The following is a 25,144-nucleotide window of genomic DNA, read 5'->3' as shown; positions in this document are numbered from 1 at the left end:
TTAGCTATATATTTGGGTCGATATTATCAGTAGTAGGAATGGACTTAGGAATTGAAATAGGAAATTCATTATCAACCAAATTATCATAAGTAGGAGGGCTGATGATTTCTCTAATAAGAGGATTATTGATTGCTATTTTTCGCTGCTTAATAAAGTCTAAAACCTGTTCTTGAAAATCTAAAATCTCTTTTTCCTCTTTAATTCCATAATTTTCGCTGCCCCAGTAAACCCATAAAATAGCTAAAAGAGGTTGAATATCTTCGCTTTGTAGAGCTACCCATTTTCCCTTTTTTTTATTCAACAGTATTCCCAATCGCTCTCTAGCTACTGCTGCAACTGGGCTAATAACGTTTGTGCGAACTAAGCAACCACGAGTTAAGTTAAATGTTTCGTAGTCAATCAGCCGTCCCAAGGCAGCACCGATAACGTTGCGATCTTGCTGAACTACATCTACTCCAATCCTCACCTTCCTATTATTGCCAATATTTTTGCCGATAATTTTGAAATCCATAAAGCCATTATTTGCTGCGCTAGGCTCTACTTCTTCAATCGATTCGATTCTTACTCCCTCTAAAGTTTGCCCCATTAAACTATAGATGCAAAGACGAAGAGCTTTAGAAATTGATACTTCATCTTCTAAGAGTTCATCAATATTTTCATTCACATCTGCTAACTCTTGATGAAAGTATATTTCAACAAGAGAGACATTAACTTGTTGTCCTGTATTTTTTTTATTGTTTTCAGCAAACTTATTATCATAATCTATTTGATTTTTCTCAACAATATCTTCCTCCTTTGGAATATCACTATTATTAATGTACTCAATTGGCAGAAAATTCTCTGCACACCATTTTAAAATTGACCTAACAGTAGGTTTCTCTTTACCTCGTTGCCTAAGCTTATTTTCATCAAATGGGTAAAGAACATAAGGTGGAGTCTGTTGATGTTCTTGATAAAAATCCTGTAGCCATCCTTTAACAAGAGCAATAATATCATCAGAATTGAGATATTTTAACTCAATTGGTTGTCTATCAGCTTGTTCACTTACTAATCTATCAATGACCGCCTCAGCTTGTGGTAAAAGTCTGATTTGCTCATTCCAAGTCTCAGGATACATAGCCGACAGGAAAACACCTCTTTTTAGATTGTTATATAAATCCTTAATTAAGCTTGCAATAACTTGTGCTGTTGTCAAACCATTTTCTGCAACGTCTGCATTATCTAATTCATCAAAGCAAAATACTGGAATTCTATAATGGCTAGTGATATCTAGAATCTGCCGAATATTACGTAAAGATTCAGTCTCTCTATCCTCTTTTGTTGGATTTGGCAAACCCATTGCTTCAGCTTCTTCCTGTGTTAGTTCTAAACCAGATAGCCAGCGATTTGCATAATTAACATGGACTGGAGAAAGTGTCCACAAAATTGCTTTAATTATGTAAGGGTTGCTAATTTCAGGTTTAAGTGGCAAAACTAGTTTTGTAAATTGTTCAACAAAGTTAATTGAATATTTATTTAACCAAGTTGGATATTGGCTAATATACTGTTGTGGTGTGTAGTTCCATTGCTTCGCTTCGTTAATTAAAGCAGCTGCGATTTCTTGCCACTGCATTACCTTTTGACTACCAAATGCTCTGAGGCTAGAGGCAACACTTTGTAAAAATTCATATTTGATTTGATTTAAGTTATCATATTTACTCATGTAAATAAATAAACTATTATTTTCCGCCTGCAAATGATGGCGAATTCGACTAATAATATGGCTTTTACCTAGCCCTCTTTCGGCTACAATAGTTATACCTACAGTTGTACGCTGCCCTTTTTGTATTTTGTCAAGTGCGTCAAATACTGCACTAGAGGCATGAGCATTAATTGAAGATACATCAGGAAAACTTTTTCCCCATATTTGCTGTGGTTTAACAATAAGATGCCCTGCAAATGGGTTTTGCTTTTGAATTAATTCGTCAATGGTAGATGTGCTATTAATCATCAGAGTGTGAGGTTTATGAGTAAATATTTTAAGAAAGTTTAAGATTTCAGGCGTTTTGAGTAGCAGCGTAATCCATTGAGTTCTGTAGTAATAGAATCTTCTATTTTGTCGCTTGCATTATCTTCTACAGTTCCACCTTGTAGTTGCAAAATATCGTTAGCTTGCATTTCTAGCAGCCAATCATTAAACTCTGTACGACTAACGCGATCGCCAATTCCTCTTCTAATGCGATAAATTGGCACTAGATTATTAAAGTTGTACTCATAGTTCAGCTTGTCGTAGACTTCCAACGCCACTGACTTAAACTCGTCGTAAGATGCGATTCCTTCCGAAAGCTTCGCTAACGCACCTTTCCCATTAACTAGTACATCTGCACCAACTACCGCAACATCAATCTGACTAATCCACTTCACCAACGCATTCGCCGCCCAAGTACCGACAATCGTCCCTTCAAACTTAAACTCGCTACTTCTCAAACCCTCACCCAATACCTCTAAACCCTTGCCAGATGTCAGAGAATATCCCTTTTTGGAAATTGCGATCGCACCCTGCTTCTGTAATTCCTCGAATATGCCCTGATAATCTGCTACCTTTTTACTTTTGGATACAATTCGCTTAGTGAGTTGACCCTTTTTAACTTCCTGCTGCATTCCTCCCAAATCCCACAAAGCCAAAAGAAGACGAGTGCTAGTGTTTTTTGATGTCATATTGAGTGTACTTTTTGGCAAAAAGCATCATAGTAACTGTATCTTTCTAAGTTATTTATGCAGAAAAAATAACCGAGAAATTGCTGAAGATTTCGGCGTTTCAGCTAAATAGACTCATAAAAAAATCAACAATATATTTCCTTGGGATGAATACGATTTCTCTCAAAGGCGGGATGTAATACTTGAGAAAATCCATGAATATGAAAGAGAAACGCTGTAGCTGTGCAGTTGTAAATTGAGTGGTATGTGTTTTTTCAATTCCCAGCGAAATAACAGGAATTCCAACTTTGTTTTTGCAACAGCAAGGCTTTTAGCAAATACAGGTGAGAACGAAATCCAATGAACACAATATATAAAGAACGTAAAATAGTTTCGCGTCTATTTGCAGTGCTGCTTTCGGCATTGTTGATGGTTCCCTTACTGAGTAGCTGCGGAGGCGGTTCCCAAAAAGCTAATGTGCCACCACCAGTGGATGATACCGTTGGTAGAACAGTGAGCGATCGCAAGACTGCAAGTCAAACCGAAGTTAAGAAAGGATTGGGTACAGGGCAAAAAGTGGCGCTTTTGGCAGGAGCTGCGGCACTTTACTATATGTACAACCAACATAAAAATGCTCCCCAAGAAGGAGCGCAAGGTAAATATTATCTATCCAAGAATGGGCGTGTATACTACCGTGATGCTGAACATCGCGCTCACTGGGTAACGCCACCATCAGAAGGAATTCGAGTACCAGAATCTGAAGCACAAAAGTATCGGGAATTCCAAGGCTATAACCGGAGTGCCACAGGTCGCGATCTCACTGGTCTAACTTCATCCGCAGCCCCAGCACTGTAGACCAGCGAAGCGTGTGTAAATAAGAAAGCGGGTTTCCCGGAGGATAACGCCGATCGCGCACGTCGGAAACACGAACTTAAATCAGGAGACAGATTATGGTAGATGAATTTTTCCGTAAGGCGAAGGACTTGCTTTTGGGGTCGAACAGCGATCAAGCCGATCAAGATGCCGAATTCCGCGATCGCAATGTACGTCCAGCCAGCGAAGATCCATACGGCGATCCCGCAGACCCTGCATCTTACGGCAATGTTCGCCCAGCTAGTGAAGACCCCTACGGCGACCCCGCAGATATCTCGTCTTACGGCAATGTTCGCCCAGCTAGTGAAGACCCTTACGGCGATCCCGCAGATATCTCGTCTTACGGCAATGTTCGCCCAGCTAGCGAAGACCCTTACGGCGACCCCGCAGACACTGGGGAGTTTGGTGACGTCCGCCCAGCCAGCGAAGACCCCTATGGCGACCCCGCAGATCAGGATTACCGTCGCTAACGCAAAACCCAACCCTCCAACCCCCTTCTCTAGCAAAAAATGGAGACGATTCAAAGCCTCTTCCTTAGAAGGGAAGAGAATTGGAAAGGCATTTCCAGATTTGATTTATAGGGTGATAAATTTCGGAATTAAAGAATAAGGCAGTAGTATTAGAACCTACTGCCTTTTATTTTTGTTGCTATTTCTACAAATTACGAATTACAAATTACGAACTATTTTATTACCCAAAATTTCCTGTGATCGCTCAATATTTTGACGCACAGATTGAGCCGAAGTATGCAAACCCTCTCTTTCTTCATCGGTAAGCGTCAATTCCAAAATACTTTCAATTCCACCGCATCCCAACCGACAGGGAACACCAATTACAACATCTTCTAAACCGTATTCACCTTGCAGATACGCCGCCACAGGAAGCAACCGCGACTGATTTAATAAAATCGATTCTACCATCACACTAGTAGCCGATGCCGGAGCAAAAAAAGCACCTCCCGTATGCATCAATTCCACAATTTCTGCGCCACCGTTCCGAGTTCTTTCTACCAAACGTTCAATCGTGGCTGCATCTAGCAATTCAGTGATGGGAATGCCGTTAACGGTAGCATAACGAGACAAGGGAACCATTAAATCACCGTGGCTACCCAAAACCATTGCTTTGACATCGGCAGGTAAAACGCCCAATTCTAGGGCAATGAAGGTTTCAAAACGGGCGGAATCTAACACACCAGCCATACCCATAATGCGATCGCGTGGTAAACCTGTTGCTTGCCAAGCTAGATAAGTCATCACATCCAACGGGTTAGTGACGACAATAAAAATAGCATTGGGAGAATGAGCGATCGCATTTTTTGCCGCTTCCACCACAATCTGGGCATTGGTTTTCAACAAATCATCCCGACTCATCCCTGGTTTCCGGGGAAATCCAGCGGTAATTACCACGATTTGGGAACCAGATGTATCAGCATAATTATTTGTGCCAATAATCTGGCGATTATGTATTTCAATTCCCCTGGCTTCCATCAAATCCAGCGCCAAACCTTGAGGCATTCCCGCAATAATATCTAGTAAAACGACATCTGCCAGGTTTTTCTCTGCAACACGTTGAGCTAAAGTACTGCCAACCCTACCCGCACCTACGATGGTGACACGGGGTAAATTACAGACAATTGGGGAGTTAGGGGAAAAAGACATAAATTAAGATGCCATTTTTATCAACAAGAATTCAGGAGTCAGAATAAATGCTGAATTCTGAATTCTGGCTCCTGAAGTCTTTTTACTTATTTAAACTCTTCGAGTTGATCTACACGTAACCAAATATTAGGTGTTGGCACTTTCCCAAACTTAATCAGGGCGTAATCACCTTTAATATCTACAATTTCGCCCTTGCTTTCAAACAAATAAGAAGGAAAGCGAGCATCACTGGCTTTAGCCTCCAGACTGTTTTCTAGTTTCTCGCGCACAGCGCGAACCATATCTCCTTTTTTGACTGCCATGAGTTCCTCTCTCAAATTTGTAACGTCTTTCACCTGCATTTTAAAAGAGTTTCGAGTTAGAACTCCTAACTCTTGTAAAGACGCGATTAATCGCGTCTCCTGACTCCCCGTAACGTTTGACACTGGGAGCAAAAATGACTAGATCGCCCAGCTAACCTGATCCGTTGAATTGCTGTACCACAAACTCGACAGGGTTCTCCAGCACGGTTATAAACCCAGGCTACACCACCATAGTTGCCGTTAGTACCTTTAACATTTAAGAAATTACTAAATGTCGTACCACCAGCCTCAATACTGGTTTCTAACACTTGAATTATCGCTGTTCGCAAAAGTTCAATTTGCTTTAGCTGCAAATCTATACACAAGGTTTCAGGTAAAATTCCACTCTTAAATAATGCTTCATCAGCATAAATGTTACCTAATCCCGCCACCACCGATTGATCCAGTAACGCAGTCTTAATTGGACGGCGGCGGTTTTGGAGTTTGCTTGCTAGATATTCAACAGTAAATTCGGGTGAAAATGGATCTGCTGCCAGTTTTGCTAAACCAGTGATAATACTTTCTACAGCAACACCAGGTGGAACCCACCATATTTTACCGAAGGTTCGCTGGTCAACAAAACGTAATTCTTGCCGATCCCCAAAGAATAATCTAACCCGCGTATGCTTGTGTAATGGTTCATCTCTATCCAGCCATAATAGTTGACCGGTCATTCGCAGATGAACCCCTAGCCAACTTGTGGAAGAGGGGGAGGAAAGTTCGGCAAGCAGATATTTACCGCGACGATGCCAAGTAGTGATGGCTGCGCCAACCCCTCCGGGGTAGGCATTATATTTAATTCCATTAACAAACTCACCAACAGAAAACGGGTAGGCGATGGTGCGATCGAGCAACACATCTCCTCCCGTAATTTCTTGGTTGAGGGTCAATTGATTTAGACCCCTTCGGACTGTTTCAACTTCAGGCAGTTCAGGCATTCAAGCTGAGTTAAGCAGGCAATTATGATTTATTTGAGGGATCGAGTAAGAAGAGATGGGGTAGTAACTTACATAGCCGTAGATGGCTCGTATTACTACCCAAAAGAAACCGTAAATACCCGCAGGGCGGCTCTCGTAGATTAGAGTAGGCTAGGACAAAGAATGAATGAGCTGAAATTTTCAGACTTCATACTTCAGACTTAAGACTACCCTTCATCATCGCATCAAACAACCCCCTTGTAGCTTTGCTGCTATTTTTTCGGTGCTTTAGCCTTTGGTGCTTCAACCTCGACTAATTCATCCTGGGCAAAGTTGTTGGTATTAATACCAGAGTAATTGACCTTATCAAAGCGGACAATTACAGGGTATTTGATGCCGCTTTGGTCGATGGAAGCCACAGTTCCTAGATCCTGAAACCAGTAGGATTCAGGGCGGAGAATACGTACTTTAGAACCACGTTGAACCATGATTATTTTCCCTTTTAGTTATCAATCGCCAATCTAGAGGGCTAATTGATTTCACTCTACAACCTCAAGGTCGCAGCAAGAGTCTTTGTTAAGTTATTTGTCTGAATTGAGGAGTGGGTATGGGGCATAAGAGGCAGAGGTGCGGAGGGGCAGAGGGGCAGAGGGGAAAAATTTACTGCAACTTTCTCTGCTTTCCCTGCTCCCCTGCCCCCCTGCTCCCTCATCTCCCCAGTTACATACCATATCCAAAATTGCAAAAGGTATTAGACCCCACTTGACAAGGTAGACGTTATAGCGTACCGTCATTCGCAAATAGCTATTTTGTCAAAGCTTATGTTTTAGTTAAGACAAACACACTTCCCTCATTACCTCTGCCGATCCGTAGGTCGTTATCTATATAAGTGATATCTAACCAGCCTTGCTGTTTGTCACTGTTTATGGCAACATCAATTCCGGGAAATTTTCTACCTTCTTCAATTTGTTGGATAAAAGTTACCGGAGAATTGTATTCTATTAAACGTTGTAAGCCGATAATAGAACGCTCAAATTTCACTTGGACACGCCGACCTGAAACTGGCTCAAATTTAGCAGCAACGCTGACTAATCCTTCTAAATAAGGTAAGCCATAAATCTCAGCTATGTTGTAAACACTGGTAGTATCTACCCGGATATACTGATAGATTTGACCCAGTTTACATAAAGGGAAACGGTCTAAGTTTAAAAGAGCCTTGCTAGTGGTGTATAGTAATCGCCAATTGCCATCTAGCAAATTACTAGCTTCCACCGGACGGGGTGTAGGATTAAAGTCTTCTAAATTGGCGATCGCTGCTAAGATAACCTGTTTCTGTTCTTCGGTCGCCAGTAGACCGCGATTTGTACCAGCGATCGCATCCATAAGAGCCGCTTTTCCCATCATCGCCTGTCACCTCAAAAATCACTCACTTTCCATCAGCATAAACAAGATATTAATGACATATATGTAGAGCCATAAAAATTACTAAGAATCGCTTGACCTAAGCCTTATGCTTATTAAATAAAAAAATTTCTATCTGAATGCGGATTTATCAATTAAAGGGTTGAAAAGATAACTAAATTAATCCGTGTCAAGTGATAGACTCTAAATGTCAACTTACGTAAACCTTTTCTTGTCCTGACTCGATATGTTGAACTCTCCATTACGTGAAGCAGCTCGTAACCAAAGAGCCGATGTCATCCCCCTAAAGCCAGAGTCCTCTTTGTTGGACTGGTTACAAAACAACGGTCGCATCATCGCCCGTGACGTTCACGAACCGGATTTTCAAGCTGACGAAGAAGGAATAGACTCCCTAATGGGTGTAGATGATGGAATTGGCTACGACCTCGATGATGATGACGATGATGATATAGGAATCGCTGAGAATTAGCCTTTTCAGGCTAGGGACTTGGTAGTATCCCTAGTTACTGCTATTCAATTTTATTAAGTGTGGAGTGAAGGGAAACTTCTGTGGACGCTAAATTATCTCCTGAGCAAGGATTAAACATTTCTGGAATCGCTCTAGCCTCTTTATTAGCCGTAGGGTTAGGTACAACAGCATTTTTCTTGGATTCGATGGCCAATCGGCTACCGTGGCAAAGTATGTCGCTAACTCTGCCATTACTGTTGTGTGCGTTGGGTTCAGGTTTGGTGGGCTATTGGGTAATACCTTTACTTCAAGCACTTAAAACTGGGCAAATAATTCGTGAAGATGGGCCTCAAGCTCATCTCAAAAAGGCAGGCACTCCCACAATGGGCGGTATATTTTTTATACCTGTATCTGTGTTGCTTGCCTGCATATTGTCTAACTTTTCTAAAGAGGTGCTTGCAGTTTCGGCTTTGACAATCAGCTATGGATTGATTGGCTGGCTCGACGATTGGCAAATTCTGCGCCGGAAATCAAATAAAGGTATATCTCCACAAACAAAACTGGCTTTGCAGGTGAGTTTTGCGGCTATGTTTTGTCTATGGCTGATGTTTAATCAACCTTCTAATATTACAAATATTGCTTTGCCTTGGGTAAGCTTCACACTACCATTAGGATTCCTATTTTGGCCTTTAGCAGGTTTTGTACTAGTTGCAGAAAGTAATGCGACTAATTTAACAGATGGTATTGATGGCTTGGCAGCAGGAACAGTAGCGATCGCACTTTTGGCATTAGGTGCTTTAGTCGCACCAACAGCACCAGGATTGATGGTTTTCTGTGCTGCTCTAAGTGGCGGGTGTTTAGGTTTCTTAGCCCATAATCGCAACCCAGCCCGCGTTTTCATGGGAGATACTGGTTCCCTGGCACTGGGAGGAGCTTTAGCTGCTGTAGCACTATTAACAAACAGCTTAGTAGGTCTGTTTATTCTCAGTGGTATCTTCTTTGTCGAAACCCTCTCGGTAATGGCACAGGTAAGTTATTACAAAGCCACGAAGGGCCCCGATGGCAAAGGCAAACGTCTCTTCAAGATGGCACCTTTACACCATCATTTAGAACTTACTGGCTGGTCAGAATTGCAAGTGGTTGGAGTTTTTTATATAATCGCTGCTATTTTGGCTACCATCTGTTTAGCGATCGCACCTTTCTAAATGTTTTAAAAACTGCTTGAATATAAAAAACAACTCCCATATCTTCAGGGAGTTGTTTTTTTATAGAGTAAATTTATAAGTTTCTGATTTCTATGGAAACTGAAGCGCAAAGGATAGTCATAGAGTCAATCTAAAATCTAAAATCTAAAATCTAAAATTGTTTGACCACTTGCGGTATTCTAAATTCTTTATTCTTCAATTATAAGTATTTACATATTCCCTAACTCGATTCTTCCCTGTTCGCTTTGCCTCAAGCATCGCTTGATTCGCCCGATTTAGAAAATCTTTAACCGTAATCCCTGGTTCTGATACAGCTATTCCAAAAGAAGCGGTGATGCTTTCGAGGAGCCGGTCGCCGTCCTTCAATTGCATTTGTTCAATATCTAGCCTTAATTGTTCTACTCGCTTTCTGAGCGTTTCCAGTGTCATATTAGGCATGACAATCACAAATTCTTCACCACCCCATCTGCAAGCAATGTCAAAGGAGCGAATAGATTTTAAAAGTAACTTTGCTAATCCCTGGAGAACAATGTTGGCAGTCACGTGTCCATAACGCGAGTTGTAAGACTTGAAGTTATCGATATCAAGAAAAATAATACTAAGAGGTTGTCCCGATCGTTCCGCTTCCGCTAACCTTTGTTCTGTTATGCTTTCCATATAGCTTTGATTGAATAGTTGGGTCATCCCATCCCGCAAGTTTTCATGGGTTAGACGTTGTTTAATCGATAGATTATTCAGTGCAATGCCTAATGTTCTAGCAATAATCTCAGAAGTTTGTCGATCTTCTGGACTGATTTCTTCAAGCGCATCGAGGTGTAAAATTCCAACTACTTCGCCTTGTGCAAACAATGGAACGCACAAATGTGTGCCGCTAACAGGCTGTATTAAGTGACTGCACATTAGTCCGGAATTACGAGGCGATGAAAGATTTAATTTTCCTCTCCGCAAAGCCCAACAATCAGATAGTGAAAATATTTCTTTACTTCTTCTTTCACCTCCCCAAAAACTATTCATCTGAACATAATTTTTAGAATTAGCAATTATATAAATAGAACCCCTTATATTCGGAAATAGCTTGGAACACGTTAAAGCAACTACTTGATACACCTCATCTTCAGACTCGCAGGAATAAAGTATCTCCGCCATATCTGAGAGATATATAAGTTCTCGTTTTTTTGCTTCTAATTTCAGTGTTTTTTCTTCTAGTTGCCGATTTAAATCAGTGAGCGATCGCTGTGCTTCTATAGATTCTGTAATATCGATACTGATCCCACCAACGCGGTAAGCACCCGTTGCGCCATCGCTAAACGGAAACTTAAACGATAGCCAGTAGCACGGCTGATTATTAGCAGATACCTTTACTTCTTCAATCAGTTTCAAGGGACGTAGAGTTTTCAGAACGATTCGATCGTTTTCCATTACTCGCCGCCCCTCTTCTGGATCTGGCAAGAATTCACTATCCGTTTTTCCTAACCATTCTTGTGGATCTACCGAAAATCTAGATTGTAGCTCCCGGTTGTAGTATAGAATTCTAGATTGCTCATCTTTGATATAGGCTGCAAATGGCCCCTGATCTAGGAATAGGCGTTGCATCTGCTGGCTACGTTGCAGTTCGCGGGTATCTTCTTGATATCTGGCGATCGCCTTGACAATTTGATAAGCGGTTGGCATTAGGTAGAGTAAGGTAGACAAGGAAATAAACGCCATTACATCGAGTACGCCTAAATGCAGCAGCGACACTGCCATATATGGCTCAAAGATCGCCAAAAAGTGATGAAATCCGCAAAATAGTACGAATCCACCTGATAACAAAAAAGCTACCCAAAACTTAGAAGGAATAGTTGCCTTAGTTTTGGCAAAGCAAATCCCTATTACTATGGGGATACCAAAGTATGAAAATGCAGTGATGCTGTGAGCAATTATGCAATTCCAGTAAATAGGTTCCATTACTGACCTGATATTAATATTTCATCCGTTTGACTATAATTCTAGGTAGCCTCAATATGTAAGGATAGAAAGGATGATTTCAGTACCTGATGCCTTAGTTTTACAAAAGTTATTATGGTAACTATCTGAACAGGTGCTAATTTCACCCCTTACAAACCTGGCTTACCAAGTGAGTGAGTTCGGGCAAAATGAGTTTTTCCATCGCCAGTCGCACAGCATTACTCGAACCAGGAAGCGAGAAGATTAATTTATTTTGATAAATACCAGCAACAGCGCGAGATGCGATCGCCCGCGAACCAATTTCTTGATAACTTAAAAAACGAAATAACTCACCGAATCCCGGCAAAGTTTTCTCCAGTAACTTCTCAATGGCATCGTAGGTGGTATCTCTTGGTGCAATACCTGTACCACCATTGAAAATTACAGCATCCAAATTTGCGCTTTTACCTAGATTTTCTATCTGCCCTTGAATTTGTGTTGGTTCATCTTTAATAATAGTGTAGGCTCCTACAGCATGGTTAGCACCAAGGAGTAACTGCTGAATTAGCTGACCACTTTTGTCTGTTTCCAAAGTGCGCGTATCGCTGACAGTAACTACAGCACAAATTACGAAAACTCCAGGCGAGTCTGGATGGGGTTGTAGCATTATATGTCACTCATGTACTTTTAATAATGGATAATTGGGCATGGTAAATGACGCATTGACAATTATCAATGCCCCATGCCCTATGCCCTATTCTCTATGCCTCATTTTTGCTCAGTCCCAGATCGTTTTCTTCAGCATACCGCTCCATGAAACGCATAAAGCGCTCCCATTCTTGAGCAGATTTCATTACGTAAAGTGCTTCTAATTCTTCCGGTTTCCCGTTAATAAATTTAGCTTTTACTTCACGGGTAATTATTTCGCCTTCTTCGTCAATCAAGTACATCCCGGTAATATCTTCGGTAGTACCTTGATCTAAAATTTTTGGATTCGTAAAAGTAAATGTCGCTGTAGCACTGTCCCCAGTACGCGATCGCGTCAAGCGCACATCTGGAGTTACCTCTTCGTCAAGACCTCTAGAAAACTGGATTTTCGCCATGATGAATGAATTTAAACTTTGGTAATGGTTAATTTAATATTCTCTCATCAATTAGAACACCACGGTCTAGAGGCTACTGTTATTCAGTTTTTAGTGTATATATTTAAATCGCTTCTTTTTCAAGTAATAAAGTTACGGGACCGTCGTTTTCAATCGTAACTTGCATCATGGCACCAAACTTACCTGTTTCTACCTGCAACCCGCTAGCTCTTAACTTGATAACAAAACGATTATACAAATCTTCTGCCGATTGGGGAGCAGCTGAACGGTCAAAAGAAGGACGGCGACCTTTGCGACAGTCACCATAAAGTGTAAACTGACTGACTACTAACAAATCGCCACCAATTTCTTGTATAGATTTTTGCCAACGGTTGTCTCCTTCTTGGTCAGGAAACAGGCGCAATTCTAAGCATTTACGCACCATCCAGTCGATTTCAGCATCAGTATCGGTATTGGCTATACCTACAAGCAAATTTAGCCCCCGCCCAATTTTGCTGATAATTTCATCATTAACTGTAACTTGAGATGATTTGACTCGCTGGATAACAACGCGCATTTTAATCTAAACGTTCGTGAGGAAGCGTTTTCATTCATCAGGACAAATGGCAGAGCAATTGGGAATGAGTTCCCAGATTCTACCTGGGAACGAGTATTAAACTCTTAACTCCTAACTTTTATTTGCCAAAGCCTTTACCGCGAGAGGTTGAAGGTAGACAAATGCATTTTTCAAGTTGACTAATTAAAGCCTCACGATCCAAATTTTGACCAATCAGCACTAGCTGATTTTTCAATTCACCTTTCCATTCATCATCATCCAAGGTGAAGCGTTTACCGCAAAGGTGGAAAATATGACGCTTCGGACTTTCATCAAACCACATAATCCCCTTGGCTCGGAAGATATTTGAGGGTAGCTGGTTATCTAAGAAATACTGAAACTTCCTAATAGAAAACGGCTTGTCACTTTGGAAAGATATGGAAGTAAAACCATCATTTTCTAAATGGTCAGAATGGTGGTGGTGATCGTGGTGATCGTGGCCATGGTCGTGATGATCGTGACCGCATGTTGAGTGGTCATGATCATCATGATGATCGTGATGTTCATGATCGTGATGGTCGTGTTCATCCACCACTGTGTCAAAATATTTATCCGACTCAAACAGACCAACACTGAGAATTAAAGGAAGTGGCACTTGCGATCGCGTCGCGCGGATAATTCTTGCTCCTTCCTTAACTTCATTAATTTTTCTTTCTAACTCGTTCAAAGTGGCTTCATCAACTAAATCTGCTTTGTTCAGCACAATTACATCGCCATAAGCAATTTGGCTGTATGCTGCCTCAGAGTTAAATAAATCTAGGCTGTAATTTGCCGCGTCTACCACAGTAATAATCGAATCCAAACGGGTTAAATCCCGCAACTCTGTTCCCAGAAATGTTAAAGCTACTGGTAGCGGATCTGCCAATCCAGTTGTTTCCACTACTAGATAATCTAGATTTTCTTGGCGTTCTAAAACTTTGTAAACTGCATCTACTAAATCATTATTAATAGTGCAGCAGATACAACCATTATTTAGCTCCACCATGTTCTCACCAGTGGAAACAATTAGCTCGTTATCGATGCCAATTTCGCCAAATTCATTTACGAGAACAGCGGTTTTTAAACCCTGTTGGTTGTTGAGGATATGATTGAGTAAAGTCGTCTTGCCACTACCGAGAAAACCCGTAATAATTGTTACTGGCATTCCTTGTTTGGGCGTATCCATTGCCGAAGATTCGGGTGTAACTGCTGATTGCATAGCGCTGTGATCAAATATTCAAAAAATAGTAATGTAGCGCAGATAGTCCAGAAAACACTAGCGTCGCAAGGCGGAAGTCGAAAGTTAACACTGAGTGACTTGCCTTGAGCGCAGCCGAAAGGAGTCGAAGTGTCAAAAGTCAAAAACCTTTGATTTCTGGGCTTTCGAGATTTTGTCCAATAGTATGTTGATTTCCGCCGTGACGTACTAGCATAGGGATGCTGGACTGTCATCCCAGCTGCTTTACCCTATTATTACGTATCTCTCTATTTCAGCATTACTCTGTTATGACCCTAACCCTTTACAATACCCTCACCCGTCGTCAAGAACCGTTTGAAACAGTCGAAACAGGCAAGGTTAAGATGTATTACTGCGGTGTGACGGTATACGACTACTGCCATTTGGGTCATGCTAGAGCTTGCATCGTTTGGGATGTAATACGCCGATACCTCCAGTTTATCGGTTATGAAGTCCGATATATCCAGAATTTTACTGATATTGATGACAAGATTCTCAATCGAGCCTGTGCTGAAAATTCATCGATGGAAGCCGTAGCCGATCGCTTTATCAAAGCATATTTTGAAGATATGGCGCGGCTCTCAATCAAAGAAGCTGATGAATATCCGCGTGCTACCCACACGATGAATGGCATTCAGCGATTAATTCATGAGCTAGAAAATAAGGGTTTTGCTTACCCTGCTGAAGGCGATGTTTATTATGCAGTGCGGCAGTTTTCTGAGTATGGCAAGCTTTCTGGACAGAAATTAGAAGATTTGCAAGCGGGGAAAAGCGATCGCGTCAACATAGAAGATCCAGAGTACCAGAAAAAGAAAGACTCCTTCGATTTTGCTTTGTGGAAGGCAGCAAAACCGGGAGAACCTGCTTGGGAATCACCTTGGGGCGCAGGCCGTCCGGGGTGGCATATAGAATGCTCGGCAATGGTGCGCGATCGCTTGGGTGATACCATCGATATTCATGCTGGGGGTGCCGACTTAATTTTTCCCCACCACGAAAACGAAATTGCTCAATCTGAGGCTGTAACAGGAAAACCCCTAGCGCGTTACTGGTTGCATAACGGTATGGTGACAGTAGATGGTCAAAAAATGTCCAAATCTTTGGGCAACTTTACCACTATTCGAGACTTGCTGGATCGAGGAGTTGACCCGATGGCAGTGCGGTTGTTCGTACTGACCGCTCAATATCGTACACCAATTGATTTTACCGACGAAGCGATCGCCGCAGCAACCAATGGTTGGCACACCATTAAAGAAGGTTTACTCTTCGGCTACCAATACGGCAAAAAACTAGGATGGGGAGTGGGGACTGCCTCACTACTTCCTGAAACTGTTGAACGCTTTCAAGAAACTGTAAATAACGACTTTAATTTTCCTGGTGGGTTAACAGTGCTGTTTGAATTAGCCAAAGAACTGCGCCGTGAGGGAAATATTATTGTGCATGAAGGGAAAACCGAAACATCAGCAGAGGACTTACAACTTCAATGGCAAACTCTCGTTACATTAGCTGGAGTTTTGGGTTTAGAAGCCAAGATAGAAGCGGAAACTGACAAGAGTAATGGTTTAAGCGATGCGGAAATTGAAGCGAAAATTCAGCAAAGGCAAGAAGCACGTAAAGCCAAGAATTTTGCCGAAAGCGATCGCATTCGTGACGAACTTCAAGCACAAGGTATTACGCTAATTGATAGCCGTGATGGCACGCGCTGGCACTGGAATTAGGGAGAGTGAGGAGTAGGGAGTGGAAAAGCAGGGGAGCAGGGGAGAAATTGCAGTAAGTTTTTCCCCTCCGCACCTCTGCGCCTCTGCACCTCTGCACCTCTGCCCCATTCCCCATTCCCCATTCCCCATTCTTTATTCCCCAAAATTATGTGGTCTGAACTCAAAAAAGCGATCGCTAGTTTCGATATACCCGCTGATTGGATTGGTATTAGAGCCGTAAAGGAAACTTCTACTAACCGTTTAGTCCGTGACGCCTTACCCCAACTAAACGGCAAATCCTTCACTGTCGGAGCCATGCTGGAAGTTTTGGTCAATGGCTGTCTGGGTTATGCAGCTACTAACTCTCTAGAACTGTCTTCCCTGCAAACCGCTGCCCAAACAGCCTACAAACAGGCACTAGCAGCCAGTGAATGGTGGATACATCCTTTCCGTGAAAGTGAGCGCCCTAAAGTCGTTGGTGAATATAAATCTCCATTTATTGAGCCATTGGATGCTCTGAGTCCAGGAGAAATCAACGATTTACTAGTTCGCATTTGCCAAACGCTGAAAGTTGACGACAAAATTGTGCAAACCATAGCCAGTGCCAGCACCACTGAGAGAGAATCTTGGTTTGTTAGCAGCAACGGCTCAGAAGTTTATCAAAAAATTCTATCTATAGGCACTCATTATGGAGCCACCGCCCAAGATGGAGCAGTTGTCCAGCAGCGCAGCAACAACGGCTCGCAAGCAAACTGTTACCAAGGCGGACTCGAACTGTTAAAACAAGAAAACTTATGGCATCGGGTGCGGCAAATAGGTGAACAAGCAATAGAACTCTTGACAGCAGAAGAATGCCCAACCACCCGTACCAATTTAGTTTTAGCTCCAGATCAAATGATGCTGCAAATCCATGAAAGTGTTGGGCATCCCCTAGAAATTGACCGAATTTTGGGAGATGAGCGTAACTATGCGGGGGGCAGCTTTGTTAATAAAAGCGATTTTGGCAACCTAGTATATGGTTCGCCTTTGATGAACATTACCTTTGATCCTACCGTGCCTGGTGAATTTTCTAGCTACGGCTTTGATGATACCGGTGCTGTAGCGACACGGGAGTATTTGGTTAAAGAAGGTGTACTGCAACGGGGTTTAGGCAGTCTAGAGAGTCAAGCCAGAGCAGGTGTAGCAGGAGTTGCCTGTGCCCGTGCTTGCTCATGGAATCGACCAGCGATCGATCGCATGGGTAACTTGAATTTAGAGCCTTTAAACGGCACTTTTGAAGATATTATTGGCGGGATAGAACACGGGGTTTACATGGAATCTAACCGTTCTTGGTCAATTGATGATCGCCGCTACAAATTCCAATTTGGTTGTGAGTACGCTAAATTAATTGAAAATGGCAAACTCACCAAAACCCTTCGTAATCCAAATTACCGCGCCACAACACCAGAGTTTTGGCATAGTTTAATTAAAGTCGGAGATGCCACAAATTGGCAAATGTATGGTACTCCTTATTGTGGCAAAGGAGAACCAAATCAGGCCATTTGGGTAGGACACGGTTCGCCTATCTGTGTGTTTGCTAATGTTGAAGTTTTTGGTGGAGGAACTTGAAAAAAGTTAGGAGTTGAAAGTTATAAGTTAAAAGTTAAAAAAATCTTCAACTCATAACTCCTCACTCCTAACTTATAACTTTTTCCCCTTCTCCACTTCCTATTAATATTTAACATCTATGAAAATTGAGGAATTATCTGCATTAGAAGTCAGCTTTAATCGACTGATTGAAACTCTGCTGTTCAAGAAAGCAGAAAATGAACAATTTACTGTACGACTTAGCAGTGAGGTAAGTCAATTTACTCGTTTTAATCATGCGAAAGTGCGACAAACTGGTTGTGTTGCTGATGGTTGGATAGAACTAACTTTGATGAAAGAGCAGCGCAACAGTGTTCGGCAGTTTCCCTTTACTGGCAATTGGGAGGTAGACTGGCAGTTAGCATATAATTCTTTACAGGAATTACGTGAAGAACTTATTTTACTACCCATCGATCCATATCTAGTTTTCCCATCAGGAAATAATACCAGTCGAGAAATACATTTTGGGAATTTATTGGCGGCAGAAGCAGTAGTCCCAACGGTGCTAGAACTTGTTGCTGAACTAGATTTTACAGGGATATATGCAGGGGGAATGGTAATTAAAGCTTATGGTGATTCTAGCGGTCAAAAACACTGGTTTGCAACTGATTCTTTCACATTAGATTATTCTCTATTCTCTACATCTGGACAAGCTGTTAAGGGTACATTTGCCGGGAGTGATTGGAATGAATCTACATATATTGCAAAAATTAGCGAAGCTAAAAAACAACTAGAATTGCTTGCTCACCCAACTAAAGAACTGCCACGTGGACAGTACAGAACTTATTTTGCACCTGCTGCTGTTGCAGATTTATTATTGATGCTTTCTTGGGGAGCTGTGAGCGAAGCTGATATCCAACAAGGAAACAGTGCTTTAGCTGCCTTATCGCGTCAAGAAAAACAACTTTCTCTAAAATTTAGTTTGAAAGAAAATTTTCAGAGAGGATTAGTGCCGCGATTCAATGAATTGGGAGAAATGGCAGCACCGGAGTTACCTGTAATAGAAAAAGGAAGTTTGGTAAATACTTTGGTGAATTCCCGGACTGCTAAGGAATATCAAAAAATTGCCAACGGCGCTAATGGTTCAGAGACTTTACGAGCGCCAGAAGTGAGTACTGGTAATTTAGTATTTGAGCAGATTCTTCCGAGTTTAGATACAGGATTATATGTATCAAATTTGCATTACTTGAATTGGAGCGATCGCCACACTGGTAGAATCACAGGTATGACTCGTTATGCTTGTTTTTGGGTAGAAAATGGAGAAATTATCGCCCCCATTGAAAACTTACGTTTTGATGAAAGTCTCTATCGCTTCTGGGGAGAAAATCTAATAGATTTGACTACTTTTCAGGAGTTTATTCCCGAAGTAGGAACTTATGAAAGTCGCCAACTAGGAGGTAGTTTAGTTCCCGGTATGCTGGTAGAAGATTTTACATATACTTTGTAATCATCTGCTGAGAGGAAATCAAAAGCCAACAGATAAAAATAGGCTCTATCGCTCCCTTTATGGTTCCTAATATTAAATCCATGCTTTTTTAAACCTATTATCCTTACGCAGAATGGGTTTTGCAGTTTCTCAGCTTGGTATTTAATAATAGCGTAAGTCACTTTATGATCAGGGGAGCGATAGAACCAAGAAATTTACCTTAAGAAGATGTTTGAAAAGTATTGCGCGGATAGAAATCGCTACTATACAAATATTCGCGTAGCGTCCCGTAGATAAGGTGGCTTTCCCCATGAACAATTGGCGCACGACTTATAATCGCCAAAGCTAGTAATAAATTAAACCTCTTGCATAAGTCGAATAAACCCCCTTTATCCCCCCGATATATTGGCGGTAAACTTGAAATCTTGCCCCCTCCCCAATACATACGGGGAGGGTTGGGGAGGGGTGATTCAAGGATTTTTGCAAGAGGTCTATTAGACTTTACAAACATCCTCTAACAGGGAGATGACATCGGAGCTAGCTAATGACAAATAAACTATTAAGCTAGAGCGACGTAGACATCAGCATTTCCAAAACCAACAATATCATTGCGACCATCGCCGTTGATATCGCCAAGCTGACGCGGATATTGGTTAAAGCTAGTCCATCCGCCATCAACCACAGAAAAATTATCGCTTTGAGCGACAAATATCGAACCGAAAGTACCATTGGTTTGACCTAGAGCGGCGTAGACATCATTATTTCCAAAACCGACAATATCATCGAGACCATCGCCGTTGATATCAGCAAGCTGACGCGAATATTGGTTAAAGCTAGTCCATCCGCCATCAACTACAGAAAAATTATTGCTTTGAGCGACAAATATCGAACCGAAAGTGCCATCACTTTGGCCTAGAGAGACGTAGACATCACTATTTCCAAAACCGACGATATCATCACGACCATCGCCGTTGACATCACCAAGCTGACGTGGATATAGGTCAAAGCTAGTCCATCCGCCATCAACTACAGAAAAATTATCGCTTTGAGCGACAAATATCGAACCGAAAGTGCCATCACTTTGACCTAGAGCGACGTAGACATCACTATTTCCAAAACCGACAATATCATCGCGACCATCGCCGTTGACATCACCAAGCTGACGTGGATATAGGTCAAAGCTAGTCCATCCGCCATCAACTACAGAAAAATTATCGCTTTGAGCGACAAATATCGAACCGAAAGTGCCATCACTTTGACCTAGAGCGACGTAGACATCACTATTTCCAAAACCGACAATATCATCGCGACCATCGCCGTTGACATCACCAAGCTGACGTGGATATAGGTCAAAGCTAGTCCATCCGCCATCAACCACAGAAAAATTATCGCTTTGAGCGACAAATATTGGACCAAAAGTGCCATTGCTTTGACCTAGAGCGGCGTAGACATCACTATTTCCAAAACCGACAATATCATCACGACCATCGCCGTTGATATCACCAAGCTGACGCGGATATTGGTCAAAGCTAGCCCATCCCCCATCAACGACAGTAAAATTATTGTCTTGAGCTACAAACAACGAACCGAAAGTGCTCATTATAATGCTCCTTTAAGCAATAATATTGCGCGTAGTAAAACTACGTATAGCCGTAGTCACATAGATTAGGACAGTGTTGATTGCTCAAAGGCTTGAAACGACTGGGTTTTTACTCAGCACTCAGCACTCAGCACTCAGCACTTTGCTATACCTATTTAAGATTCAGTTTTAGTTCCAGAAACTACGCTAATCATTTACAAACCTTTACACCGTAATATTTTTATGGCAGCTTCTAACTACCAAGCGATGACTGATGAAGAGTTACGGACTGAGTTTGCTAGCATCCCAAAAATCTAGAAGCTTTCCACATTCTTATGGATAGATTAGAGTACCGTCCAAAAATTATTTGTACCACAGATGAAGAAATTGAAGCCGAATTGCAAAAGCGAATTAACCAATCGCGATCGCAGTAAAGTAGACTAGAGAATAAAAATTAAGTATTTTTTCTCCGTCCTGATTTTTCTTACTTTTAAACACAAATATTAATTAAATTAACTTAATTCTAAAATCACCTATTTCTGTAAACTGCATTAATTACAATATCTTTAATAGCGAAATAAATAATTAATAGCAACGATAAAAATTGTTCAAACTGAAGAATTGGATCTAAACGCCAACCTTGAAAAAACAGGATTACTCCGCACATTAACATTATAATTGGTGTAAATATCACTTGAATAATGTAAAGGGCTAAAGCCCAACCTGTAAGCCTAGTTCCACGTTGGGTTAGCCAAACTACTGTTAAAATAAAGTAAATAACTGCCAAAAGAAAATAAATAATTCCAATTAAGCCAGCTAGATTTAATCCAAAATTAACTTGAGCGAAAGTAATCATTTATTAGAGATCCTGTTTAATTACAATCCACAAATTTAAATTTATTATTCGGTAGATTCCCCAAAAAATCATTCTTAATAAAAATAGTTGGGTTAAGCAATAGTGAAACCCAACTTATGATTTTTCATCATCTCTTATTAGAGCCTCTATCGCTTTTTGCTAGGAGGTGAATTGCGCTGAGTGAGGTTATCAATTTGCAATTGTTGCCGTCCGTTGGTGACAATTCGCAACATATCTTTGAGATCCTGCTCGATATTTCCCAGGATGCCATCGGCATAAGCATCAGCACCATCTTCAATTTCTTGAGCTTGAGCGATCGCAGTTTGTCGCATCAGCTCTAACTCTTGCTGACAAGCATACCGCTTGCGGTCAATCTCGGCGAGGGTTTCTTGCATTATTCCCTCACACTCTTGTTGCACTTGTCGCCGCAGTCGTTCAGCTTCTTGTTCCGCCTGGTGAATAATATCGCTTTCAGCTAAAATTTGCGCTCTTTTTGCTTGTGCAGCTTCTACAACCTGCTGTCCATACTCTTCCGCCTCCAGCAGAATTTCGTCCTTTTGGTTGAGAACTGCTGCTGCTTCTTGAAAAAGTGATGGTAAAGCCAGTCGGATGTAATCAAGCTGATCTAGCAGCTTTTCTTCATCTATGAGTGTGCGTCCCGTCAGCGGAATCCTGAGACTAGAGAGAACCATTTCCTCTAGACGGTTGAGTTCCTGCTGAATATCTATGCTTCCCTCTCCACCGAGATATTCTTGAGAGGGGGGATTGCTTCCGTTAAGATTGGGTTCAACATTGGAGATTTCTGATTGTAGCATTGGTATATATCTAGGGCAATGTGTGGGGGAACGAGATGATCGATAGAGCCACCAAACCTTGCAATCTCTTTTACCACACTACTACTTAAAAAACTATACTCATTTGAGGTTGCGAGAAAAACTGTTTCTATTTGGGTAGAAAGAGTTTTATTGGTGTGAGCCATTTGCAGTTCCACTTCAAAATCTGACACAGCCCGTAAACCCCTGATCAAAACTTGTGCTTGTCGCATTTGGGCATAGTTGACGGTAAGACCATCAAAGCTGTCTACTTCTACATTAAGTAGATGTTGTGTAGAAAGACGGATCTGATCTAGCCGTTGCTCTACACTAAAAAGTGGCATTTTGTTAGGATTCCGCAGTACAGCGACAATCACCCGCTCAAACAGCCGACTACCGCGCTGGATGAGATCGAGGTGTCCCAAGGTGATGGGGTCGAAGCTACCAGGATAAATAGCTATCACAATTTTAAATATATCAAAGTTGTTTAGGTGATTATATTGAAACTATTTTGTGTAACTTACTCAAATCTACCATCTTGCGCTCTCGGTAAGGATGGTAAACTCAATTGTTTTAGTGGCACAAGTTATGCTCAACTAGGCGTTAGGAATTAGACTCCTAAATATGAATACTGGATTTTTACCTACGTCCCCACAATATTGTGGAAGATTCAAGTGTAGTTACAGTATTCGAGACACAAGAAACTCCGTACTTAGCTCAGTGCGCGGGTAGTTAACGAACTTTTCTAGGTAATTTTTCATGGCACTGGATTTTTCCACCTTGCCCTTGGCGTTTCAATTTACTTCTCCAGGACCGATTCTGGTGAAAATAGGGCCACTAACTATTCGTTGGTACGGCTTGTTAATTGCCACAGCAGTGTTAATTGGCGTCATCCTTTCCCAGAATTTGGCAAAGCGCCGTAATGTTAATCCTGAGTTGCTAGGCGATTTGTTCTTTTGGTTGTTGATTGGGGCAATTCCTGGCGCACGACTATATTACGTTTTTTTTGAGTGGTCAAAATATGCCCCAACTCCAGGAAAAATTTTTGCGATTTGGGAAGGAGGTATTGCCATTCATGGAGCGATTCTTGGTGGCGTTGTGGCTGCGTTAATCTTTGCCAAAATCAAGCAGGTTTCTTTTTGGCAACTGGCAGATTTAGTAGCACCTTCGCTGATTTTAGGGCAGGCGATCGGACGTTGGGGCAATTTCTTTAATTCTGAAGCTTTTGGCGATCCTACTAATTTACCCTGGAAACTCTATATTCCAGCAGACCATCGTCCTTTAGACTATGCTAGTTTCGATTACTTTCATCCCACCTTCCTCTACGAATCTCTATGGGATTTAATGGTGTTTACGCTACTAATAAGTTTGTTTTTCCGGTCTTTATCCGGTAAACCACGCTTGAAGGTAGGCACACTGTTTCTAATTTACTGGCCAGCCTACAGCTTAGGACGCTTGTGGATTGAAGGCTTTCGCACTGATAGCTTGATGCTGGGGCCATTACGGATGGCACAAGTAGTCAGTAGTCTAGGAATTCTATTGGGATTAGTGGGATTAGCTTGGCTTTACTTACTCAAACGCCCTTTACCCGATGTAGTTCCTACTCTTAAGGGAAATGGGGAGAGTGGGGAATGAGGGGGACAAGGAGAATAACTATGCCCAATACTTCGACTACGCTCAGTACAAGTGCTCAGTTCCCAATGACTAAAAAATAAAAAATGCCCCAGAGTATTCTCTAGGGCTTAACCAGGGTGCATCTACCATTACTCTCTACTAAGGAAAGAGGGTGAATCCGGAAAGATACTGAAGAATTTGCCAAAAAACTTTTTTGAGGGATTGCCGTGTGTTCTTTTACAAACGAATATACTGAAAGCCTAAGTTACAAAAAAGAACTATATGCTGTAGAACCATCTGTGTATATTGTCGGAGCAGGCCCTGGAGATCCTGATTTATTAACGGTGAAGGCACAGAAACTACTGGCTGTTGCTGATGTAATTTTATTTGCTGATTCTTTAGTACCCGAACAAATTTTAGAACTTTGCCGAAAAGATGCCGAGATAATTAGGACTGCGAATCAGACTTTAGAAGAAATTTTGGCGATTATGATCGATAGAGTGCGATCGCAGCACAAATCTCTAGTCCGTCTCCATTCTGGCGATCCTAGTCTTTACAGCGCCATCCACGAGCAAATGCACCTCCTCGCAGAGGCAAATATTCCTTTTGAAGTCATACCTGGTATCAGCGCCTTTCAAGCTGCTGCTGCCAAACTTAAAATAGAACTGACTGTCCCTGGTTTAGTTCAAACCATTATTTTGACACGCATCAGTGGACGTACAGAAGTCCCCGCCACTGAAGAATTAGCCTCTCTTGCGGCACATCAGGCTAGCCTCTGCTTGTATTTGAGTGCGCGTCACGTCGAAAATGCCCAAGCCAAACTACTCGAACACTATCCAGCAGAAACTCTCATTGCGATTTGCTTTCGCATCGGCTGGCCCGATGAAAAAATCAGGGTTGTCCCTCTAAATCAAATGGCAGACTGCACTCATCAAGAAAAACTAATTCGCACTACACTTTATATAATCAGTCCAGCACTCTCAACAACAACGGGGCGATCACGTTTATATCATCCCGAACATAGTCATCTATTTCGCTCATCTCATAACTAAATAGTGGGGCATTGGGCATGGGTTATTCTCTTCATCTCCCTTGTCGCCCCATTACCTCATGTCCTCTGCGTTTCGGTAAACTTAACAGTGTAATAAAATCCAAAA

General features: G+C 41.7%; 25 protein-coding genes and 1 pseudogene. 10 read left to right on the top strand and 16 right to left on the bottom strand.

What is annotated here, in order from left to right; all coding sequences use genetic code 11:
- Positions 1 to 4: 4 nt before the first annotated feature.
- A complete protein-coding gene (locus RMY27_RS12215) occupies positions 5 to 1,990 on the bottom strand; it encodes a hypothetical protein (RefSeq protein ID WP_322663485.1) in 1,986 nt (661 codons plus the stop codon).
- A 38-nt stretch (positions 1,991 to 2,028) separates the two neighbouring features.
- Entirely contained in the window at positions 2,029 to 2,697 is a 669-nt protein-coding gene (locus RMY27_RS12210) for a hypothetical protein (RefSeq protein WP_322663483.1), read from the bottom strand.
- Between the two features lie 339 nt (positions 2,698 to 3,036).
- On the opposite strand from RMY27_RS12210, the gene RMY27_RS12205 reads away from it, so the two are divergent.
- On the top strand, positions 3,037 to 3,531 hold the full coding sequence (locus RMY27_RS12205; protein WP_322663480.1) for a hypothetical protein: 495 nt from the start codon (positions 3,037 to 3,039) through the stop codon (positions 3,529 to 3,531).
- 95 nt (positions 3,532 to 3,626) lie between these two features.
- On the top strand, positions 3,627 to 4,019 hold the full coding sequence (locus RMY27_RS12200; RefSeq protein ID WP_322663478.1) for a translation initiation factor: 393 nt from the start codon (positions 3,627 to 3,629) through the stop codon (positions 4,017 to 4,019).
- A 198-nt stretch (positions 4,020 to 4,217) separates the two neighbouring features.
- On the opposite strand, the gene mdh is transcribed toward RMY27_RS12200, so the two are convergent.
- From mdh to RMY27_RS12175, 5 genes are all read right to left on the bottom strand, one after another.
- On the bottom strand, positions 4,218 to 5,207 hold the full coding sequence (gene mdh / locus RMY27_RS12195) for a malate dehydrogenase (RefSeq protein WP_322663476.1): 990 nt from the start codon (positions 5,205 to 5,207) through the stop codon (positions 4,218 to 4,220).
- Between the two features lie 86 nt (positions 5,208 to 5,293).
- Positions 5,294 to 5,509, bottom strand: a complete 216-nt coding sequence (locus tag RMY27_RS12190; RefSeq protein ID WP_322663474.1) for an NAD(P)H-quinone oxidoreductase subunit O — start codon at positions 5,507 to 5,509, stop codon at positions 5,294 to 5,296.
- 86 nt (positions 5,510 to 5,595) lie between these two features.
- The gene (locus tag RMY27_RS12185; RefSeq protein ID WP_322663472.1) at positions 5,596 to 6,486 is read right to left on the bottom strand and encodes a DNA-formamidopyrimidine glycosylase; all 891 of its coding nucleotides are present in this window, start codon (positions 6,484 to 6,486) and stop codon (positions 5,596 to 5,598) included.
- Between the two features lie 251 nt (positions 6,487 to 6,737).
- Entirely contained in the window at positions 6,738 to 6,953 is a 216-nt protein-coding gene (locus tag RMY27_RS12180) for a photosystem I reaction center subunit IV (protein WP_229451189.1), read from the bottom strand.
- A 331-nt stretch (positions 6,954 to 7,284) separates the two neighbouring features.
- Entirely contained in the window at positions 7,285 to 7,869 is a 585-nt protein-coding gene (locus RMY27_RS12175; RefSeq protein WP_322663469.1) for a PAP/fibrillin family protein, read from the bottom strand.
- A 244-nt stretch (positions 7,870 to 8,113) separates the two neighbouring features.
- Between RMY27_RS12175 and RMY27_RS12170 the strand changes: the two genes are divergently transcribed.
- Positions 8,114 to 8,356 carry a DUF3134 domain-containing protein gene (locus RMY27_RS12170; RefSeq protein WP_094349539.1) on the top strand — a complete coding sequence of 81 codons (243 nt, stop codon included), beginning with the start codon at positions 8,114 to 8,116 and terminating at the stop codon, positions 8,354 to 8,356.
- 80 nt (positions 8,357 to 8,436) lie between these two features.
- Positions 8,437 to 9,540, top strand: a complete 1,104-nt coding sequence (mraY, locus tag RMY27_RS12165) for a phospho-N-acetylmuramoyl-pentapeptide-transferase (protein ID WP_322663467.1) — start codon at positions 8,437 to 8,439, stop codon at positions 9,538 to 9,540.
- A gap of 195 nt (positions 9,541 to 9,735) precedes the next feature.
- Here the strand turns inward: mraY and RMY27_RS12160 are convergent, their stop codons facing one another.
- From RMY27_RS12160 to RMY27_RS12140, 5 genes are all read right to left on the bottom strand, one after another.
- The gene (locus RMY27_RS12160) at positions 9,736 to 11,487 is read right to left on the bottom strand and encodes a diguanylate cyclase (protein WP_322663465.1); all 1,752 of its coding nucleotides are present in this window, start codon (positions 11,485 to 11,487) and stop codon (positions 9,736 to 9,738) included.
- Between the two features lie 142 nt (positions 11,488 to 11,629).
- Positions 11,630 to 12,136 carry a molybdenum cofactor biosynthesis protein B gene (locus RMY27_RS12155; protein ID WP_322663633.1) on the bottom strand — a complete coding sequence of 169 codons (507 nt, stop codon included), beginning with the start codon at positions 12,134 to 12,136 and terminating at the stop codon, positions 11,630 to 11,632.
- 91 nt (positions 12,137 to 12,227) lie between these two features.
- Entirely contained in the window at positions 12,228 to 12,569 is a 342-nt protein-coding gene (psb28, locus tag RMY27_RS12150) for a photosystem II reaction center protein Psb28 (protein ID WP_322663463.1), read from the bottom strand.
- A 103-nt stretch (positions 12,570 to 12,672) separates the two neighbouring features.
- Positions 12,673 to 13,125, bottom strand: a complete 453-nt coding sequence (gene dtd / locus RMY27_RS12145) for a D-aminoacyl-tRNA deacylase (protein WP_322663461.1) — start codon at positions 13,123 to 13,125, stop codon at positions 12,673 to 12,675.
- A gap of 118 nt (positions 13,126 to 13,243) precedes the next feature.
- Positions 13,244 to 14,362, bottom strand: a complete 1,119-nt coding sequence (locus RMY27_RS12140; protein WP_322663460.1) for a GTP-binding protein — start codon at positions 14,360 to 14,362, stop codon at positions 13,244 to 13,246.
- A 287-nt stretch (positions 14,363 to 14,649) separates the two neighbouring features.
- Between RMY27_RS12140 and cysS the strand changes: the two genes are divergently transcribed.
- From cysS to RMY27_RS12125, 3 genes are all read left to right on the top strand, one after another.
- The gene (gene cysS / locus RMY27_RS12135; RefSeq protein ID WP_322663458.1) at positions 14,650 to 16,095 is read left to right on the top strand and encodes a cysteine--tRNA ligase; all 1,446 of its coding nucleotides are present in this window, start codon (positions 14,650 to 14,652) and stop codon (positions 16,093 to 16,095) included.
- A gap of 147 nt (positions 16,096 to 16,242) precedes the next feature.
- A complete protein-coding gene (locus RMY27_RS12130; RefSeq protein WP_322663456.1) occupies positions 16,243 to 17,682 on the top strand; it encodes a TldD/PmbA family protein in 1,440 nt (479 codons plus the stop codon).
- Between the two features lie 118 nt (positions 17,683 to 17,800).
- Positions 17,801 to 19,147, top strand: coding sequence for a TldD/PmbA family protein (locus RMY27_RS12125; protein ID WP_322663455.1), 1,347 nt, complete (start codon positions 17,801 to 17,803; stop codon positions 19,145 to 19,147).
- A 538-nt stretch (positions 19,148 to 19,685) separates the two neighbouring features.
- Here RMY27_RS12125 and RMY27_RS12120 read toward each other — a convergent pair.
- Positions 19,686 to 20,726 (bottom strand): VCBS repeat-containing protein, encoded by a 1,041-nt coding sequence (locus RMY27_RS12120; RefSeq protein WP_322663453.1) that lies wholly within the window; start codon positions 20,724 to 20,726, stop codon positions 19,686 to 19,688.
- Positions 20,727 to 21,019: 293 nt separating this feature from the next.
- Between RMY27_RS12120 and RMY27_RS35505 the strand changes: the two are divergent.
- A pseudogene (locus RMY27_RS35505) lies at positions 21,020 to 21,139 on the top strand (hypothetical protein); the annotation flags it as partial.
- A gap of 95 nt (positions 21,140 to 21,234) precedes the next feature.
- On the opposite strand, the gene RMY27_RS12115 reads toward RMY27_RS35505, so the two are convergent.
- The 3 genes from RMY27_RS12115 to coaD form a co-directional block, all read right to left on the bottom strand.
- Positions 21,235 to 21,561 (bottom strand): Ycf66 family protein, encoded by a 327-nt coding sequence (locus RMY27_RS12115; protein WP_322663451.1) that lies wholly within the window; start codon positions 21,559 to 21,561, stop codon positions 21,235 to 21,237.
- A 146-nt stretch (positions 21,562 to 21,707) separates the two neighbouring features.
- On the bottom strand, positions 21,708 to 22,376 hold the full coding sequence (locus RMY27_RS12110) for a DivIVA domain-containing protein (protein WP_322663449.1): 669 nt from the start codon (positions 22,374 to 22,376) through the stop codon (positions 21,708 to 21,710).
- Positions 22,286 to 22,837, bottom strand: coding sequence for a pantetheine-phosphate adenylyltransferase (gene coaD / locus RMY27_RS12105; protein ID WP_322663447.1), 552 nt, complete (start codon positions 22,835 to 22,837; stop codon positions 22,286 to 22,288). Before coaD ends, RMY27_RS12110 begins: the two co-directional genes overlap by 91 nt.
- Before the next feature lie 295 nt (positions 22,838 to 23,132).
- On the opposite strand from coaD, the gene lgt reads away from it, so the two are divergent.
- Together lgt and cobM are read left to right on the top strand one after the other, a co-directional pair.
- Complete coding sequence (gene lgt / locus RMY27_RS12100) at positions 23,133 to 24,008, top strand: prolipoprotein diacylglyceryl transferase (RefSeq protein ID WP_322663445.1); 876 nt, start codon at positions 23,133 to 23,135, stop codon at positions 24,006 to 24,008.
- 206 nt (positions 24,009 to 24,214) lie between these two features.
- Positions 24,215 to 25,039: a precorrin-4 C(11)-methyltransferase gene (gene cobM, locus RMY27_RS12095; protein ID WP_322663443.1), complete on the top strand. Its 825-nt coding sequence runs from the start codon at positions 24,215 to 24,217 to the stop codon at positions 25,037 to 25,039.
- Positions 25,040 to 25,144: the final 105 nt, after the last annotated feature.

This window comes from Nostoc sp. DedQUE09 (genome assembly GCF_034530915.1).
GTDB lineage: Bacteria > Cyanobacteriota > Cyanobacteriia > Cyanobacteriales > Nostocaceae > Nostoc.
This window is presented reverse-complemented; position numbering and strand designations above follow the sequence as displayed.